General features: G+C 59.8%; 16 protein-coding genes. 15 read left to right on the plus strand and 1 reads right to left on the minus strand.

Going from position 1 to position 17,572, the window contains the following annotated elements; translation table 11 throughout:
• Positions 1–41: 41 nt before the first annotated feature.
• From C8K18_RS14955 to C8K18_RS14975, 5 genes are all read left to right on the plus strand, one after another.
• The gene (locus C8K18_RS14955) at positions 42–1,220 is read left to right on the plus strand and encodes a sugar ABC transporter substrate-binding protein (RefSeq protein ID WP_258196125.1); all 1,179 of its coding nucleotides are present in this window, start codon (positions 42–44) and stop codon (positions 1,218–1,220) included.
• An 88-nt stretch (positions 1,221–1,308) separates the two neighbouring features.
• Entirely contained in the window at positions 1,309–2,430 is a 1,122-nt protein-coding gene (locus tag C8K18_RS14960; protein ID WP_107707939.1) for a Gfo/Idh/MocA family protein, read from the plus strand.
• A gap of 396 nt (positions 2,431–2,826) precedes the next feature.
• Positions 2,827–4,410, plus strand: a complete 1,584-nt coding sequence (locus C8K18_RS14965; RefSeq protein WP_107707940.1) for a sugar ABC transporter ATP-binding protein — start codon at positions 2,827–2,829, stop codon at positions 4,408–4,410.
• Positions 4,403–5,413, plus strand: a complete 1,011-nt coding sequence (locus C8K18_RS14970; RefSeq protein WP_107707941.1) for an ABC transporter permease — start codon at positions 4,403–4,405, stop codon at positions 5,411–5,413. Before C8K18_RS14965 ends, C8K18_RS14970 begins: the two co-directional genes overlap by 8 nt.
• A 14-nt stretch (positions 5,414–5,427) precedes the next feature.
• Positions 5,428–6,402 carry an ABC transporter permease gene (locus C8K18_RS14975; protein WP_006050459.1) on the plus strand — a complete coding sequence of 325 codons (975 nt, stop codon included), beginning with the start codon at positions 5,428–5,430 and terminating at the stop codon, positions 6,400–6,402.
• Positions 6,403–6,413: 11 nt separating this feature from the next.
• On the opposite strand, the gene C8K18_RS14980 is transcribed toward C8K18_RS14975, so the two are convergent.
• Positions 6,414–7,337 (minus strand): LysR family transcriptional regulator, encoded by a 924-nt coding sequence (locus tag C8K18_RS14980; RefSeq protein ID WP_107707942.1) that lies wholly within the window; start codon positions 7,335–7,337, stop codon positions 6,414–6,416.
• Between the two features lie 314 nt (positions 7,338–7,651).
• Between C8K18_RS14980 and C8K18_RS14985 the strand changes: the two genes are divergently transcribed.
• From C8K18_RS14985 to C8K18_RS15030, 10 genes are all read left to right on the plus strand, one after another.
• The gene (locus C8K18_RS14985) at positions 7,652–8,533 is read left to right on the plus strand and encodes an intradiol ring-cleavage dioxygenase (protein ID WP_107707943.1); all 882 of its coding nucleotides are present in this window, start codon (positions 7,652–7,654) and stop codon (positions 8,531–8,533) included.
• The gene (locus C8K18_RS14990; RefSeq protein ID WP_006050462.1) at positions 8,530–8,880 is read left to right on the plus strand and encodes a Dabb family protein; all 351 of its coding nucleotides are present in this window, start codon (positions 8,530–8,532) and stop codon (positions 8,878–8,880) included. Before C8K18_RS14985 ends, C8K18_RS14990 begins: the two co-directional genes overlap by 4 nt.
• Positions 8,867–9,952: a maleylacetate reductase gene (locus tag C8K18_RS14995; RefSeq protein ID WP_107707944.1), complete on the plus strand. Its 1,086-nt coding sequence runs from the start codon at positions 8,867–8,869 to the stop codon at positions 9,950–9,952. Before C8K18_RS14990 ends, C8K18_RS14995 begins: the two co-directional genes overlap by 14 nt.
• Before the next feature lie 10 nt (positions 9,953–9,962).
• On the plus strand, positions 9,963–10,247 hold the full coding sequence (locus C8K18_RS15000; RefSeq protein WP_029968831.1) for a YciI family protein: 285 nt from the start codon (positions 9,963–9,965) through the stop codon (positions 10,245–10,247).
• A gap of 119 nt (positions 10,248–10,366) precedes the next feature.
• Positions 10,367–11,143, plus strand: a complete 777-nt coding sequence (locus C8K18_RS15005; RefSeq protein WP_258196126.1) for an SDR family NAD(P)-dependent oxidoreductase — start codon at positions 10,367–10,369, stop codon at positions 11,141–11,143.
• Positions 11,144–11,170: 27 nt separating this feature from the next.
• On the plus strand, positions 11,171–11,407 hold the full coding sequence (locus C8K18_RS15010) for a hypothetical protein (RefSeq protein ID WP_029968829.1): 237 nt from the start codon (positions 11,171–11,173) through the stop codon (positions 11,405–11,407).
• A gap of 40 nt (positions 11,408–11,447) precedes the next feature.
• Positions 11,448–12,440, plus strand: coding sequence for an inositol 2-dehydrogenase (gene iolG, locus C8K18_RS15015; RefSeq protein ID WP_107707945.1), 993 nt, complete (start codon positions 11,448–11,450; stop codon positions 12,438–12,440).
• Positions 12,441–12,534: 94 nt separating this feature from the next.
• Positions 12,535–13,443 (plus strand): LysR family transcriptional regulator, encoded by a 909-nt coding sequence (locus C8K18_RS15020; protein ID WP_107707946.1) that lies wholly within the window; start codon positions 12,535–12,537, stop codon positions 13,441–13,443.
• 177 nt (positions 13,444–13,620) lie between these two features.
• Positions 13,621–14,754: a substrate-binding domain-containing protein gene (locus C8K18_RS15025; RefSeq protein ID WP_107707947.1), complete on the plus strand. Its 1,134-nt coding sequence runs from the start codon at positions 13,621–13,623 to the stop codon at positions 14,752–14,754.
• On the plus strand, positions 14,751–17,552 hold the full coding sequence (locus C8K18_RS15030; protein WP_107707948.1) for an ATP-binding protein: 2,802 nt from the start codon (positions 14,751–14,753) through the stop codon (positions 17,550–17,552). The genes C8K18_RS15025 and C8K18_RS15030 overlap by 4 nt, the downstream gene beginning before the upstream one ends.
• Positions 17,553–17,572 lie beyond the last annotated feature (20 nt).

The raw sequence follows: 17,572 nt of genomic DNA on the forward strand, positions 1-17,572 counted from the left end.
CTCACCGTAGAGTTTGAATCTACACGCTGGCGTTTTGCGGATTGCTGGGCGTTTCGCGGCCCGCAAAAGCGGCGCGCAGCGTCATTCTTCGAAAGCCGCGTGGCTATCGCCGTCTGCAAGTCGCAATTTTTCCAGTGAGCGGAAATAACTTTTCGTTCTGTCGCATTTTTCTTTCCCATACCAAGCCGTACTGTGCCTTCTCGAGAACATTAAAACCCGGCTCACCTATCTCAGGGGCCATCAGGAGACACAGCATGAACATCCGCAAATCCGTTGTTTCTTGCCTTGCTGTCAGCGCTATCGCCACCGCTTTCGGCAGTGGCGCCCAAGCCGCCGACCAACCCCGCGTCGCATTGCTTATGCCGACGCAGAGCGTCGAGTACTGGGCGCTCTATGTCAAAGGCTTCGAAAAGGAGGCCGCGGCGCAAGGCATCAAGCTCGACGTGAAGGTTACCAACTACGACCCGAATGAGCAGGCAACCCAAGTCGACCAGACGCTCGCGCAGAAGCCTGATGTCATCGTCCTCGTGCCGGTTGATTCGAGCGCAATGGTCCCGTCGATTCGCAAGATAGACCAGGCAAAAATCCCGCTCGTCATCTCCAACTCGATGCCTGACCAGAAGTACTCCCGATACTGGAAAGTCTTCACCGGGCCGAACGACATCAGCAACGGCGACGTCGCGGCAAAGACGATGATTCAAGGCTTCAAGGAGAAGGGATACGGCGATAAAGGCAAAGTCATCGTCATTAACGGGCCGATGGGCACGCCTCCGCAAGTCCAGCGCTATCAGGGCTTCGTCGACGGCCTCAAGAAGAATGCGCCGGGCATTGAAGTAGTCGGCTCACAGCCGGCCGACTGGGATGCGGTGAAGGCGGAAGCCGCCGCGTCGGCGCTCTTCACGCAGTTCAAAGACGTGAAAGGCATCTACACGGAGAACGATTCACAACTTCGCGGCGTGGTGACCGCCGCACAGCGGCTCGGCCTCGACCCTTCGAAGCTCGTGATTGTCGGACACGGTTGCGACTCCGGTGCGGTGGAAGCTATCTCGGCCGGAAAGGCGTATGCCACGGTCGAGCAATCTCCCTTCGACGACGGCGCTTACGCCGCGAAGGCCGCGAAGCAACTCGCATCCGGCAAAGCCCCGCAAGCCGTGCAGTACTTGCCGAACCCGGCGGCCACCAAAGCCACGTTGAACGTCTGCTATTCCCAGAAAAAGTAAGTCACGCGACGGCTACCCAGTTGCTGCGTAGCCAATAGGACGCAACGCGACCCTGCGGGGTCGCTTTTGCAGTAGCACGGAGACACGAATGAGACGAGAGATTGGCGTTGCGGTGATTGGAACTGGCTTTATGGGAAAAGCGCACGCGCTGGCGTACAGAGCGGTGCCGAATGCTTTTCCTGGGTCTTTGATCCCGCGGATGGTGGCCGTCGCCGATGTCAGCGAGGCTGGAGCGAGGCAAGCGGCCGAGCAGTTTGGCTTCGAGCGTGCGACAAATGACTGGCAGTCACTCCTCGAAGACCGCGATATTCAAGTCGTCTCAATCACGACGCCATGCAGCTTGCACCGAGAGATGGCATTGGCAGCGATCGCCGCCGGCAAGCATGTGCATTGCGAGAAGCCTATTGCGCCATGCGCTTCCGATGCTCACGACATGATGAAGGCGGCCGAGTCCGCGAACGTCGTCACGCAAGTCGGCTACAACTACATCAAGAATCCCCTTCTCAAACTGGCGCGAGAGATGATCGCGTCCGGCGAACTGGGCGATATCACGAGCTTTCGCGGCATCCATGCGGAAGACTACATGGCCGACCCTGAGATTCCCTATAGCTGGCGAGTCGACCCTCAAAACGGTGCTGGCGCGCTGGCGGAAATCGGCAACCACATCGTCGGAATGTCGCGCTTCCTTCTTGGTCCTATCACCCATGTGAACGCGCAACTCGAGACCGTCAATAAGTCGCGCCCAGTGTCACCTGGTTCGCTCGAGCGCCTGGAGGTGAAGGTCGACGACATTGCCAGATTGATGGTGACGTTTGACCGCGGGTGTTCGGGCTCGATCGAAGCAAACTGGACCGCGACTGGCCGCAAGATGCAACTCGAGTTCGAGATTTATGGAACAAAGGGTGCATTGTGCTTTTCCCAGGAGCGCTTCAACGAGCTCCGCTATTTCAAGGCCGGCGGCGACGTACGGACATCGGGATTCACTCGAATCGAAGCCGGACCCGCTCATCGTCCCTACGAAAACTTCACGGTGGCGGGCGGCCACCAATTGGGCTTCAACGATTTGAAAACCATAGAGATGGCGGAATTCATCGCCGCAATCGAACATGCAACGCCTACGTTCCCGGACTTTCGGGAAGCGTGGGAAATCCAACGGATTGTCGACGCCGCTATCCGGTCTTCGGCCGAGGCACGGAGAGTCTCTCTGTAACCGACCGCGTTTCTTTACGACTGCAGCCGGACGCCGATATTTCCGGTGGCTGGAAATATCATTTCGCGGCCACGCATTTTTCTTTCCTCGGCGAACGAATAACCTGTGTTTAACGATAACGAAGCCGCTAAAGCGAGTTTCGGATGGAGACGACATGCATTCCTGCGCACGCAGCGATTCTTTGCCAATTCCTCTCCTCCTGAACTCACAGCAGCGGCATCGCTGATGCGGCAGCGCCCACGGCATGCCTGCGCTTCAGTCTCGATGCAAGGCTTCGTTATTCGAAATGTATGCGTCACGAAGCGTGAGCAATCACGCGGATGAGCAAGGTGACGGTGACGGGCATCGACCCGTAGCAGCGGACGACCGAAGAGTGTCCGCGTATGGAGGAAGACAATGCTGCAAGACGCTAAAACAGGCGGCGAGACGCTCGCCACTCAGAGTCTGCTGTGCGCTCGCAATCTGACCAAACACTATGGTGGCGTGAAGGCGCTCACCGGCGTCAGCCTCGAGCTGGCGCCTGGTGAGATTCACGCGCTGTGTGGCGAGAACGGTGCAGGCAAAAGCACGTTCATCAAGATTCTCGGTGGCCTGGTGCAGCCGGACGACGGTGAAATTACCATCGACGGACATCAACTTAAGCTGGGGCATCGCACCGACCCGAGACTCATCTCCATCGTTCACCAGGAGCTGGCTATCGTCCCGACGCTGTCGGTGCTCGATAACATTCTTCTCGGTGGCGCGAACCAGAGCGCAATCTACCGTCGCAGCCAATACCGGGACTCTGTCCGTGAGCATCTGGATTCGGTCGGACTGTCGCATATCAAGCTCGACGCGCCTGCGTCGCGACTGAGCCTCGCCGAATGCCAACTCGTCGAAATCGCCCGGGGCATGTCGCGTCAAGCGAAGGTCCTGCTGCTGGACGAACCTACCGCGACCTTGTCGGATGCGGAGATTGTTCGGGTCTTCGATGTCGCGCGCAAACTGCGTGACCAGGGGACCGCGATGATTTTCGTCAGTCATCGACTCGACGAAGTGTTTGCGCTCACAGACCGGGTAACGGTCTTCCGCAATGGACAGCATGTGCTCACGCAGCGCACCGCGGATATGACGACCGCAGAGGTGGTCAAGGCAATGATTGGTCGCGAGCTGGTGCACAGCAAGGTCATGCCGCCGGAGAATCGCGCCAATGTGGCGCCGCGTCTTTCGATTTCCAACCTGACGGTCGCGGACAAGGTCAAGCAACTGTCAGTCGACGTCGCGCCGGGTGAAATCCTCGCCGTGGTCGGCCAGTTGGGTTCGGGAGCGGAAGTCCTCGTTGAAGCGCTTGCCGGCCTGCGCGGTGATATTTCCAGTGCGGTGAAAGTGGACGGCCAAACCGTCAAGCTCGACAGCATTCGCAACTCGCTGCGAGCGGGAATCGCGTACGTGGCAGAAGACCGCGCTGACAAGGGCGTTTTCCTGGATGCGCCAATTGCCATCAATATCACTGCGTCCGTTATGGCGAAGTTCACCCGAGCGGGAATCATGCGGAGCGCCGGTGAACAGGAAGAGGCACGACGCCTGGCCTCGATGTTCGCCATCGACCCGAGGCGTCTTCCGCACGAAGTGTCGACGCTTAGCGGCGGCAACCAGCAGAAGGTCTCTCTCGCGAAGGCAGTAGCACTGGCTCCACGTCTGTTGCTTCTGAACGAGCCTACCCGGGGCGTCGATATTGGCGCCCGCAGCGAAATTTACGCCACGCTGCGCAAGATGGCGGACGAAGGCCTGGCGATCGTCTTCTATTCGACTGATCTTGAAGAAATCCTGGAGCTCGCGGATACGGTTCTCACTGTCTTCAGAGGCCGGATGGTCCGTCATAAGCCGCGCTTCGAGATAAACGGCGACACGCTCCTGCACGACATCGTGGCAGGCGACGGCGATGCATCTCATAGCCATATCTCTTTCCGGAACCAGACTGTGGAGGTGGGTAATGCATAAGACAGCTCTTGAGCCTACCGTGCAGGTATCGACGACTGCGCTACGACGCTGGGCCGCAGCGTTGTTCGGCACGACGAGTATTCACGCTGCGTCGATTCGCATCGCTACCCTTGTACTTATCGTAGTGGCCGCGGCTATCGTTCCGCACTTCACCGAGTTCGGAAACATGCAGTCCCTGATGTATTCGGTGGCCGCGGTCGGCATTGGCGCTATCGGGATGGCGCTAGTGACCCTCAGCGGAAATCTCTTCATGCTTTCGATGGGCGCAACAGCGGCCGTCTCCACTGTGATGTTCGCTGCGCTCATTCATCTGGGTCTCGGCGCAACGCTGCTGCTTGTCGTGTTGAGCGGCCTTTTGATTGGGGCTCTCCAGGGTGGAATCAGCGCATTGGGCAGAGCGAATCCCATCATCACCACGATTGCCACCTCGTCAATCATCATTGGTGCTGGCGTTATCTACACCGGCGGGCTTACCGTCATCGGAAAAGGCGACGCGACCTGGCTCGGTCAAGGACGGTTATTTGGCTGGCTGCCGAATCAGATCCTGGTGCTGGCTATCTTTGCGGCCATCGCAAGCTTCATCCTGCAAAAGTCACGTATCGGGCGGGAAATCCGACTGATTGGTATGCGAGCCGAAGTTGCGCGCATTGCAGGGCTTCGGTTGATGACGGCAACGCTCGTTTGCTATGGATTCGCAGGCGCCGCAGCGGCGCTTGCCGGCTCGTTGATTGCATCGTCGTCGGCACAAGGCAACCTGACCTACGGCATTGACCTGGACTTCAACGCAATTGCTGCCGTGCTCGTCGGCGGAATTTCGATTCGAGGCGGACGCGGACAAATCTCGGATGCGGTAACAGGCGCCATTTTCCTCGCCGTTATCAGCAACATCCTTCTGGTCAGCGGTGTGAGTTACGAGTACCAGTTGGTAGCGAAGGGCATCGTCGTTCTCGCGGCAGTCGTGTTCGGCGCGTTGCTTGCCCGGCTCGGTCCGGGACGGAAATAACAGGAGATTTGAAAATGGAACAGTCTCAACGACTTCTCAATCTGGCCATTCGCCTCGTACTGCTCGTGGGAATGCCTGTTGTCTTCGGCCTCTGCGTCGACCACTATTTTTCGCAGGCGAACCTCTACGCAATCTTCCAGGCGTTTGCATTCCTCGGCATCATCGCGCTCGGTCTTTCGGTCACGATGATTGCGGGCGAGTTCGATCTGAGCGTCGCTGCAATTTCGACAGTTGCCGGCCTCATCACGGTGAAGTTCGGTGGCGATAGTGCGATGCTCGGCATGCTGTACGCCATCATCTTTGGCGTGGTGGTCGGCATCGCTAACGCGGCGCTGCTGCCGTGGCTCGGTGTCTCTTCGCTGGTGACGACAGTCGGCTCCATGATGTTCCTTACCGGCATCGGTTACTGGATTGCGGGTGGCCGCGTGTTGAGTTACGCCAACCTCGATGTCAGCGACTTCCTTGACCAGAACATTGCTGCAATCTTTTCCCCGCGTAGCCTCATTACGATCGCCTGCTTCGTCGTCGTATCGCTTTTCTTGCGTTACACCACCCTCGGGCGCGACATCTACGCATCGGGTGGGCATCGCAAGGCGGCAATTCAGAGTGGCGCGCGTGTGGGTAAGGCGCTGACGGTCGGCTTCGTCATCTCCGGCGGACTGTCGGCACTGGGCGGCGGCCTTCTCTCGCTGAGCCTCGCGACTGCGTCCGCAACGATGGGAAGCAATATCCTGCTTCAGGCGGCTTCAGCGGCGATTGTTGGCGGTGTCGCGTTGGGTGGAGGTATCGGTTCGCCGCTCGGCGTGGCAATGGGCGTTCTGATTCTTACTGTGCTGAACAATGGGCTCGGCCTGTTGAGCGCTACGTCTACGCAGATTCTTCTCGTCAACGGCCTTTTGCTTCTGATTGTGGTTCTGCTCGATGGGCGCCTGGGTGCAGTCCTCGCGTCGCCGCTCGAGCGATTTATTGCATTTCGCCGAGTGCATTGAAGGCCGGTATTTCAGGTCGCAAACGTCATCCAACGTTCTTCGAGATTCAGGCTTCTGACGCGCTCCATGAGGAAGTCCGTGAAAACTCTGATTTTCGCGGGCTGGTAACGTCGGCTTTGATAAGCCAGGTTGATGGTCAGACGCGGCAATTGCCAATCGTCGAGCACTGGGACGAGACGGCCGGACACGATGTCGTCGTGAATGATGTAAAGCGGTTGGACAACAATCCCTAGCCCTGCCCGCCCGGCCGCGACGATGACCTGGCCTTCGTTGGAGTCGAGCGCGCTTGTAATGGCGACATTGCGTTCTTCCGTTCCCCGACGCAGATGAAGCAGATAGGGGTCGACGGCAAGGTTATAGACGAGCATGTTGTGCTGCGCGAGGTCCTCGGGATTCTGGGGACGACCGTGCGCGGAGAGGTACGCCGGCGACGCCGCCAGCACTCGCCTGGTCTCAGCAAGGCGTCGTATGGTGATGCCGGAATCTCCCTCGTGCTCCCTGGTGCGAATGGCGATGTCTATCCCGGCTTCGATGAAGTTCTGGTACTGATTCGCCGCGACTATCTGAACCGACAGGTTGGGATAGCGCGTGAGGAACTCCGGTAGCGCGGGTGCTATATGCATCATTGCGAATGAGACGGAACTGGTCACGCGCAGTACGCCGCGCGGGCTCACTGCCTCTTCGGAAGCAATCGAGTCGGCTTCGGACAGTTCGGAAATAACCGCAGTGCAGCGACGATGATATTCACGGCCGGCATCGGTGAGCCACATGCGGCGGGTCGTCCGCTCTATCAACCGTGCGCCGAGGCGCTCTTCCAGCGAGCTCAGCGTTCGACTGGCCGCAGCGTTCGACATGTCGAGCTGCTCGGCCGCCTTCGACAGGCTGCCCAGATCGGCAGTGAGCACAAACAACTGCAATTGCGTCCAGCGGTCCATCGCCTGCCCTCTTCCCATTCAGGTGAAACATTCAGGTGAAAAAATCGGAAGGGATTCTTCCACCCCTTCCGGCCCAATATGCCGTAGACGGGAGCATTGATAAACCGACTCAAGGTATCCGATTTGTAGAATCGACTTCTACAATGAAAGAGCGTTGACGGGCGCGCTTGCAGGTCCGCCGCAAGCTGCAATGCGCGCTTAGCCGATTCTTCCGGGACAAGGAAATGTCATTTCACTTCGAGGCATTTTATTTACGCGGATGACCCATTACCTTTCGTTTAAGACGCCTTGAGCGCACAACGGAGACACGCACGATGCGCAACATCAACGAAGACACCATCACTCAGGCCGTTATTGCCTCGCTCGCGGAGTGCAAGGACGCGAGACTCAGGACCGTCATGACGAGCCTGGTTCAACATCTCCACGCTTTCGCCCGCGACGTTCATCTCACCGAGGACGAGTGGTTTAAAGCCATCAGGTTTTTGACGGAAGTAGGACATATCACCGACGACAAGCGGCAGGAATTCATTCTGCTCTCGGACACACTTGGCCTTTCAATGCTGGTCATGTCGCAGAACAATCGCAAGCCATCGAATTGCACGGAAGCAACCGTGTTCGGGCCGTTCTACGTAGAGGGAGCGCCTCTCTACAACAACGGCGACGACATTTCGAATGGTGCGAAAGGTGCGCCTTGTTATGTGAAGGGGCAGGTTCGCGGCGCCGGAGGCGAAAGCATCGCGAACGCCCAGATTGACGTTTGGCAGTCGGACGAAGACGGTTTCTACGATGTCCAGAACGTCGACGAGGCAGGCAATGCCATCCATCGCGGTCGAGGCCGACTGAACGCAGATGCTGAAGGGTATTTCAATTTCCGCTCGATTCTTGCCGAGGCATATCCCATCCCGCACGACGGGCCCGTTGGTCGCATGCTGGCCGCTGTCGGTCGTCATCCCTGGCGACCAGCGCACCTGCACTTCATGATTGAAGCGCCTGGCTACGAGACGCTCACTACGCATGTGTTTCGTGATGGCGACCAGTATCTTGACTCGGACGTCGTGTTCGGCGTGCGCTCATCGCTGATTGCCGATTGGAAGCGTCATGAGCCAGGTGTAGCGCCGGACGGCCGCGAAATGACAGTGCCGTGGTACTCGCTTGAATACGACTTCGTGCTCAACCCGTCGGAGGCACACGCATGATTCGGCACATCGTCATGTGGCGTGTCAAAGGTGACTCGCCTGCAGAGCGGCTAGCTGCGTCCAACCTCGTTAAGACCAGTTTCGAAGGCTTGCGCGGCTGTATCCCCGGCATGCGGCACCTCGAAGTCGGACTTGACTCCAGCCAGGTCGATTACGCGTGCGACGCCGTTCTCATCACCGAGTTCGACTCGCAGGAAGCGTTGGAAGCCTATGCGTCTCACCCCGAACATCTGCGCGTTCGTCACGAACTCGGCGACCTTCGCACTGCACGGTTCCAGGTTGATTACCAGTTGGAAGCGGGGTTGAGTTTCGAGAGTACAGCGGAGTTATCCAATGCAAAAGCGTGAGTTCGTTTATCAGGCGCGTGCCGGTCGAGTTGTCTTTGGCCCAGGCAGTTTGCAGCACCTCGAGCGCGAAGTACTTCAACTGGGTTCGGAGCGAGCACTCATTCTGTGCAGCCCGGAGCAAAAAGAGACCGGTGAAGCCATCGCTGCGCGCCTGGGCGCGCGAGCCGCCGCTGTGTTCGACCGTGCGGTCATGCACGTGCCGCTCGAGTTGGCCAAGGAAGCTCGCGCACTGGCAAGAGAGCTGAACGCCGATTGCGCCATTGCCGTTGGAGGCGGCTCGACGATAGGTTTAGGCAAGGCAATCGCGCTCGAATCGGACTTGCCGATTCTCGCCGTGCCGACGACTTATGCAGGCAGCGAAATGACGCCTATCTATGGCATCACCGATGCGGGTCTGAAGAAGACCGGAACGGACCTGCGCGTGTTGCCAAAGACAGTGATCTACGATGCGAACCTGACGATGTCGCTTCCTGTCGCGCTATCGGTCACGAGCGGCATCAACGCAATTGCCCATGCCGCTGAAGCGCTCTACTCGCGCGACGAGAACCCCGTGACGAGTTTGATGGCGGAAGAAGGCATCGCTGCTCTGGCGCGCGCTTTACCGCTTATCGTGGCCAACTCGCACAACGTGGAAGCTCGCGCTGAAGCACAGTACGGTGCCTGGCTCTGCGGAACGGTGTTGGGCAGCGTGGGCATGGCGCTTCATCATAAGTTGTGTCACACGCTCGGCGGAAGCTTCAACCTGCCGCACGCTCAGACACACACCATCGTTCTCCCACATGCGCTTGCGTATAACCGGCAAGCCGCTCCAAACGCGATGCAACGGATAGCCCGCGCTCTAGGTTCGCAAGACGCGGCATTGGGTGTCTATGAGCTCGCTAAACGCTGCGGTGCGCCGCTTGCGTTGAAAGACATCGGGATGTCCGCCGAAGATGTGTCGAAGGCCGCCGATATAGCCAGCTCGAACCCCTACTGGAATCCGCGTGAAATCGAGCGAGACGCGCTGCTTGCGCTTCTGCAGGATGCCTTCGATGGCGTCGCACCGCGCGGCGCAACAACTCAATCAGAGTAAGGAGACGAAAATGAACTTCACTGTCTACTGTCTTGATCACCCCAATATGGTCGAGCGTCGCCTTGAGAACTATGACGCGCACAAGGCCCATTTACAGACAGCACCTGTAAAGACACTCATCTCCGGGCCGCTGACGAAAGCTGACGGCCAGACGATGATTGGCAGCTTCTTTCTCTATGAAGCCGATGGTATTGAAGAGATTCAAAAATTCGTAGAAGCCGACCCGTTCAACAAAGCCGGAATTTGGGCCACGGTCGATATCAGGTTTTTCATCAAGCGGGTCGACAACCGCTAAGTCCGTCGTATCACGGCGCTGTTTGAAAGCGAATGGAAATGGCATCGAGTTCCTGAACGCTCGGAAACTACAGAACATTGAATGGAGACATCATGCAGACAGGCCTGGAAGGGAGAATCGTGCTCATCACGGGCGGAGCCCAGGGTATCGGACGCTCGACCGCCTTGGGTTTCGCACGCGAAGGCGCACGTCTTTGCATCATCGACATCGACGCGCATGCGCTGAAGGAGACCGAGTCGGAATTGCGCGCGCTCGGCACCAATGTCACGACTGCACAGGCAGATTTATCCACGGCCGATGGCGTGAAAAGCGGCATCGACGCGGCCCTTAAGCCGCACAACGGGCAGGTGGACATTCTCGTGAACAACGTCGGCGCGGGGAAGGTCCGCACGTTCGAAGAACTTTCGGACGAGGAATGGGACTTCACGATGAGCCTTAATTTCATGAGCTATGTCCGGACGTGTCGATACCTGCTGCCGGTACTGCGCGCTCGCGAGAACTCGGTGATTATCAACAACGCGTCGGACCTCGCCCGCCAGCCCGAACCTGTTCCGATTGATTACTCCGCATCCAAGGCGGCTGTACTCGCTCTGACAAAAGGTCTCGCGCGAGCCGAAGCTCCGAGAATCCGCGTGAACGCGGTTGCACCGGGTCCGGTCTGGACGCCGTTCTGGACGAAAGACGGGGGATTCGCCGACACGATGGGCAAGTTTCATGGCATGGCTCCGAAGGACGCGGTCGAGCACGAGTTGTCTCTGCGCCAGTTGCCGTTAAAGCGCCTGGGCCAGCCGGATGAAGTGGCCAACGTGATTGTTTTCATGGCTTCCGACCTCGCGTCGTTCGTCACTTCTGCGGTCTGGGGTGTCGATGGCGGCAGTATCCGCAGCCTGATTTGAAGGCCGCATTGTTCTGGAGACCCGCGTATGTCTGCTTATGACCACGTGGTTGCAGCGAAGGTATCGCAGAGAGAACGCGCTTTTCTTGTCGAGGCGCTGGAGTTGTTGATGCGTGAGCGCTCAAACGCGCTTCGCATCGCGACGGATGTAGCAAAAGCGCGTGGAGACCGAGTGCCGGAAGTCCAGGAGTTTGGTCTTGACGACATCCTGCGGCTTAGCCGACAGATCGCTGTATCGGCGCTTACCGAAATCAAGAGTGAATAGCCGGGGCGCTTCACGCGCCGACGAAATATAGGAGACTCAGATGTTGCGTATCGCTGTTCTCGGTGCCGGACGCATCGGAAAAATTCACGCGGCCAATGTTGCCGCCGACCGTCGAGTGAAGCTCGTCGTTGTGGCCGACCCGAACAAGCAAGCGGTTGAGGCGCTCGCCGCAGAACTCGGTTGCGACTCGTCTGTGGATTGCAAGTCGGTAGTCGACCGCGAAGATGTCGACGCCATCATCGTCGGCACACCGACAGATACACATATCGACCTGACGCTGCAGGCCGTCCGGCTCAGCAAGCCGGTACTCTGCGAGAAGCCCATCGACCTAAACATAGACCGGGCGCTCGCCGCCGTAAAAGAAATCGAGCGTCTTAACGGGCGCGTGATGCTTGCTTTCAATCGACGCTTCGACCCGGATGCAATGCGGCTCAAGCAGGCTATCGACGAAGGCGAAGTCGGCGATGTTCGCCAGGTCGTCATCACGAGTCGCGATCCCGGCCTCGCGCCGCGAGAGTATCTGCGGCACTCGGGCGGAATCTTCCGTGACATGACGATTCACGATTTCGACACTGCTCGCTGGCTGCTCGGCGAAGAACCAGTCGAAGTGATGGCAATGGGGAACCGCCTGGTCGACCCGGGTCTGGAAGAGCTTCCGGACTACGACAGTGTGATGGTGCTGCTGCGGACGGCGTCGGGCAAGCAGTGTCACATCAACGGTTCACGCCAGGCCGTGTATGGCTTCGACCAACGGGTCGAAGTCTTTGGTTCAAAGGGAATGGTTTTGAATGAAAACCACAGGCCGTCGAGCCTGCGCCGGTGGACGAGCGACAGGACCGAAGCGCGTGAGCCGCTGCTCAATTTCTTTCTTGAGCGGCACGCCGATTCATACAAGGTCGAACTGGACCGCTTCCTGACGGCGCTCGAAAACAACGCACCGATGCCTGCAACGCCTCGGGACGGTATTCGCGCGCTGCGAATTGCGAACTGCGCCCTTGAGGCGGCCAACACAGGCTGCGCGGTCAAGATTTAATCGGGACCGTTGGCCGTTGACTTCCGCGTTGCAGGTTGACAGTGCTCGCGTTCGTGCCCTATAGGTGGAATCAAACTCGTCAACGGGGCATGACATGGCGCAGGCCGACACATTCAGCGGCATATTGATATTCGTCACCGCAGCGAAGTCGCGCAGCTTCACCGACGCAGCCGAAGAACTCGGGCTGACCAAGTCGGCCGTCGGTAAAGCAATCGCAAAGCTCGAAGACCGGCTCGGCGCGCAGCTATTCCATCGCACGACGAGAAGCATCTCGCTCACGGCCGACGGCGACGCCTATTTTGCGGCATGCGCTTCTGCACTCGACGAAATCAGCACAGCGGAAACGGCACTTGGCCCGGGAAACCAGCGGCCAGTCGGTCGCTTGCGGATCGACATGCCGGCAGCTTTCGGCCGACGCATTCTCGTTCCAATTCTGCTGGACATTGGTCGAAAGCATCCTGACCTGCAGTTCACGATGACCTTCTCCGATCATCTCATTGACCCGATCGAGGAAGGCGTTGACCTTGTGATTCGATTCGGCGAACTCGAAAGCTCGAGTGGTCTCGTTGCGCGTCGTCTGACCAGCCAACGGATGGTGATTGCGGCATCGCCTGACTATCTCGCGCGGCGCGGCGCTCCCAACACGCTTGAAGAGTTGAAAAATCACTCATGCATTGTCGGCCATCGCCGTGGTCAGCCGCTTTCATGGCGCGTGAATGTCGATGGCGAGGTCTCCCGGATTTCGCCGCCGGCAACCCATCAAATCAGCGACGGCGACTCGATCGTGGAGGCCGCGCTCGCGGGCCTGGGACTTTGCCAGATGCCAATGTCTCTGCTGCGACCTCATCTGGAGTCGGGCATGTTGATATCAGTTCTCGAAGACGTTTCGAGTGAGTTCATCGACGTGCACGCGGTCTGGCCGAAGGTGGCGCATCTACGCTCCAAAGTCCGCCATGTGGTCGACACTTTTGTCGAGCTGGCCGAACAGGGCAAACTGGATTGAACCTGCCGGTTTGTTAATCGTTTTCGCTGCGAAATCACCCTTTGCAAGCGGCAGCCGCACGATAGAAGACGCGGTCATCGCGGTGTACTATCGTATCCGCAGGGCAGATGCGGTGCGGCGTCTGGGCACGTGTTCAACAGCGGTTGATCGACCGCGATGAAGCCCTTGGGGAACAGCATGAGGCGCTTGCTGGTGGCATTGGAGTGCGTGTGTGCGCTGTCGGTTGCCGCAGCGCAAGGTATGCCGCTCGTGCCAGCGCCGGGGACCACTGTCGCGGCCAGGGACTATCTGGCCGCAGCGGAGCGCGTCGTCGATGCCGCGGCGCAACCCGCCGCACCCTGGAACGGGCCGCGGAGCGGTCCGCGCGCCCAAGCCGGCAGACGCGTCGCCATCGTTGCCGAGGATTTGCGCAACGGCGGCATCATTGGCGTGGTCGACGGTGTGCTCGAGGCGGCCAAGGTCATCGGCTGGAACGTACGAATATTCGACTCGGGCGGCACGCCCGACCTGCGGCTAAAGATGCTTGCGAACGCGCTGGCAAGTGGCCCGGACGGTCTCATCATCGTCGGCAGCGACGCACGCGCCCTGCTGTCCGGCCTGCAGCCGTTTGCCGAACGCGACATTCCTATCGTCGGCTGGCATGTCGCCGCCCAGGCCGGACCGGTGCCGGGCACGCCCGTGGCGATGAACGTGGCGACCGATCCACTCGAGGTCGCGCGCGTGACTGCGCTCGCGGCCATCGTGCAGTCCGGCGGGCAAGCGCAAGTCGTCATCTTCACCGACTCCAATTTCCGGATTGCGCGAAGCAAGGCAGACGAAATGGCCGCGGTTGTGCGTGCGTGCAGCGGCTGCACGTTGCTTGAAGTGCGCGACGTGGCGATCTCGCGCAGCCAGGACCTGATGCCGCGCACGACACGCGCGTTGCTCGCACGTTTTGGCGAGCGCTGGACGTATGCGCTGGCCGTCAACGACATCTATTTCGACTACGCCGCGCCCGTACTGACGCAGGCCGGGATTCCAACCACCGCGATGGCCATGCTGTCGGCCGGCGACGGCAGCGAGTCCGCCTTCCTGCGGATCCGGACGGGAAGTTTCCAGACCGGCACCGTCGCCGAGCCGCTGAATCTGCATGGCTGGCAGTTGGTAGATGAAATGAACCGGCTGTTCGCCGGTGCAGGCGTGACGGGTTACGTCTTACCCGTGCACCTCGTGACGGCGAACAATGTCGCCGCGGACGGCGGCGATCGTCTGATCTATGACCCGGCCAACGGTTATCGTGACGTCTATCGCCGCATCTGGCAACGCCCGTGAAAGCTCCTCTGCCCCGCTCGCTCACCGCGCAATTCACCTTCGTGGTTTCGTGCCTCGCGGCGCTCGTCGTCGCGGTCGGCGCCACGACCCTGTACTCATTGGCCGGCTCTGCCCACGCAATTCGTCAGTTGGCCGAAGAGCGGCTGGCTCGCCAGGAGGATGCACAAGACCTGGCGCAGCAAACCCTGATCATCGAGCGCCTCGCGCTACAGCTTTCGCGTGACGATACCGTCGACGCGGTGCGCGAGACGCATCGGCGTGTGCTCGAACAACTGGTGTCGTTCGATCGCTCGGTGGACCGCCTCGCCTCCGCGACCACGAGCGACAACCTGGGCGTCGACGCGCTGACGCTGCATCGGTCGAGCCAGCGTTTTCGCAACACGGTCAATATCGAGGCCCAGTTGCGCGAGACCGCGCTCGGCGCCGACACGATGTCGCAGACCGTGCCTCGGCCTGGCGCGTCATTGGCCAGCCTCGACGACGATCTTCGCCGCCAGGCCGACGCCTTGGCGGCCGCAGCCCGCGATCAGTCTGACTATTTCACGCGAGATTATCGGAAAGCCGTTCAAGGCCTCGCCGACGACGTAAACCGCACCCGCATGTGGGTAGCCGGCGAGGTGGCGGTGAGCCTGCTGCTTACCTGGCTGATCGCCCATGCATTCCTCGGTCGTCACGTCGTGGCGCGGCTGCGCCGGGTCAGCCACTTCCTGCGTCACGGTGATGTCGGCGGCGTCCAGGCAGGCGTGCCCGTTCATGGCGGCGACGAGATTGCCGACATGGCGCGCGCCGTCGAGCAGTTCCTGAAGGATCGGCGCCAGCGTCGGCAGGCCGAGGATGCGCTCAAGGAACTCAACGCCGGACTCGAGGCGCGCGTTGCGGAGCGCACGGCCGAACTCAGTGCTGCGCTCGCGGGCCAGACGGCGGAGATCGTCGAACGACAGCGTGCCGAGCAGGTTGCGCGAGCGAGCGAACACTTCCTGGACAGCATTGTCGAGAACATCCCCGACACGATTTTCGTAAAGGATGCGGCGACGCTGCGCTTCGTGCGCATCAACAAGGCAGGCGAGCAATTGCTCGGCTACGGGCGCGAACAGATCATCGGCAAGTCCGTGCATGACATGTTTCCGGCGCAAGAGGCAGAATTTTTCGCGCTGAAGGATCGTGACGTACTGAAGTCGCATCAGATGGTCGACGTGCCCGAGGAGCCGGTCGAAACCGTTCACGGGCAGCGTCTGCTGCACACGATGAAGATCCCCATCGTCGACGAACGCGGCGAGCCGCAGTTTCTGCTCGGCATCTCGCGCGACATAACCGGGCAACGGCGAGCCGAAGAGGAATTGCGGCGCTATCGCGAACACCTCGAGGACATGATCCGCGAGCGAACGGCCGAACTGGCCGTCGCCAAGGAGCGCGCCGATGCGGCCAATCAGGCAAAGGGCGCCTTTCTCGCGCACATGAGCCATGAACTGCGTACGCCGTTGAACGGAATTCTGGGCTACGCGCAGATACTGAAGCGCGATAAGAACCTGGACCGACGCCACATCGATGGAATCACGGTGATCCAGCGCAGCGGCGAACATCTGCTTGCGATCATCAACGACATTCTGGACATGGCAAAGATGGAGGCCGGAAAGGCGGAGCTCACTTTGTCCGACGTTCCGCTCGAGGGGTTTATCTACTTCATCGCCGAGACGATTCGGGTTAAGGCAATGGAAAAGGGCTTGGCCTTCGCGTGCGAGCTGGCGCCCAATCTTCCTGCGGCTGTGCGAGTCGATGAAAAACGGCTGCGCCAGGTGCTGCTCAATCTCCTCTCCAACGCAATCAAATTCACGGAGACGGGCAGCGTGCGCCTGCGCGTCGGGTGGATGCCGCCCGCGCGGTTGTCTTTCGAAGTGCGGGACACGGGCATTGGTATACACGAAGCGCGTCTGGGGGCAATCTTCCGGCCGTTCGAGCAGGTAAGCGATGCCCGGCACCAGATAGGAGGCACCGGGCTGGGCCTCACTATCAGCCGGCAGCTCTTGCGCCTGATGGGCGGCGAGATCCGCGTCGACAGCCGCCACGGCGCGGGCAGCGCGTTTTCGTTCGAGTTGAACGTGCAGGTAGTGGCGCATCAGTCAGTTGCCATTCCGCCCGAGCAGGCGGTCAGCGGCTACAAGGGACCGCGCAAGCTGATTCTCGTCGTGGATGACGTCGCGGTAAACCGTGCTGTGGCGATCGATATGCTCGGTCAGCTCGGATTCGACGCGGTCGGGGCCATCAACGGATTCGAAGCATTGGAAAAAGCGCAAGCGCTACAGCCGGCGCTCATCCTGATGGATGTGGTCATGCCAGAGATGGACGGACTTGAAGCGACGCGGCAGCTTCGCTCGATTTCCGAGTTCGCCGATCGGCCCATCATTGCGGTATCCGCCGGCGCCTCGGGGAGCGACGCCGCGAAAAGTCTGGCGGCCGGTGCAAACGCGTTTCTGCCAAAGCCAATCGACTTCAGCGCGCTGCTGTCGCAGATCCAGATGCTTCTTTCGATCGAGTGGATCTACGAAGTTCCGCGGACGCAAGCCGCCGCTCCGTCGATGGAAAGCTTCATCATGCCGCCGCCAGGGGAACTCGAGGCGCTGCACCACCTGGCGCGACTCGGCGACATGCGTGCCATCGCGCAATACGCCACGCAGGTTGCCGGGCTTGACGAGCGATATCGTCCGTTCGCCGATCACCTTTGCCAGTTGGCGAAGGACTACCAGTCGAAGGCAATCCTAAGTTTCGTCGACCGATGTCTGGAAAGGAGGAGCGTGCCGTGATTGTGGGTAGATCACCGCCG

Source organism: Paraburkholderia sp. GV068 (assembly GCF_003058125.1).
Taxonomy (GTDB): domain Bacteria; phylum Pseudomonadota; class Gammaproteobacteria; order Burkholderiales; family Burkholderiaceae; genus Paraburkholderia; species Paraburkholderia graminis.

Coding starts and splice junctions, on each gene's coding strand:
- C8K18_RS15025 (WP_107707947.1), top strand. CDS start 13,621: ATGAGGCGCTTGCTGGTGGCATTGGAGTGCGTGTGTGCGCTGTCGGTT.
- C8K18_RS14960 (WP_107707939.1), top strand. CDS start 1,309: ATGAGACGAGAGATTGGCGTTGCGGTGATTGGAACTGGCTTTATGGGA.
- C8K18_RS15010 (WP_029968829.1), top strand. CDS start 11,171: ATGTCTGCTTATGACCACGTGGTTGCAGCGAAGGTATCGCAGAGAGAA.
- C8K18_RS14980 (WP_107707942.1), bottom strand. CDS start 7,337: ATGGACCGCTGGACGCAATTGCAGTTGTTTGTGCTCACTGCCGATCTG.
- C8K18_RS15020 (WP_107707946.1), top strand. CDS start 12,535: ATGGCGCAGGCCGACACATTCAGCGGCATATTGATATTCGTCACCGCA.
- C8K18_RS14995 (WP_107707944.1), top strand. CDS start 8,867: ATGCAAAAGCGTGAGTTCGTTTATCAGGCGCGTGCCGGTCGAGTTGTC.
- C8K18_RS14975 (WP_006050459.1), top strand. CDS start 5,428: ATGGAACAGTCTCAACGACTTCTCAATCTGGCCATTCGCCTCGTACTG.
- C8K18_RS14970 (WP_107707941.1), top strand. CDS start 4,403: ATGCATAAGACAGCTCTTGAGCCTACCGTGCAGGTATCGACGACTGCG.
- C8K18_RS14990 (WP_006050462.1), top strand. CDS start 8,530: ATGATTCGGCACATCGTCATGTGGCGTGTCAAAGGTGACTCGCCTGCA.
- C8K18_RS14985 (WP_107707943.1), top strand. CDS start 7,652: ATGCGCAACATCAACGAAGACACCATCACTCAGGCCGTTATTGCCTCG.
- iolG (WP_107707945.1), top strand. CDS start 11,448: ATGTTGCGTATCGCTGTTCTCGGTGCCGGACGCATCGGAAAAATTCAC.
- C8K18_RS14965 (WP_107707940.1), top strand. CDS start 2,827: ATGCTGCAAGACGCTAAAACAGGCGGCGAGACGCTCGCCACTCAGAGT.
- C8K18_RS15000 (WP_029968831.1), top strand. CDS start 9,963: ATGAACTTCACTGTCTACTGTCTTGATCACCCCAATATGGTCGAGCGT.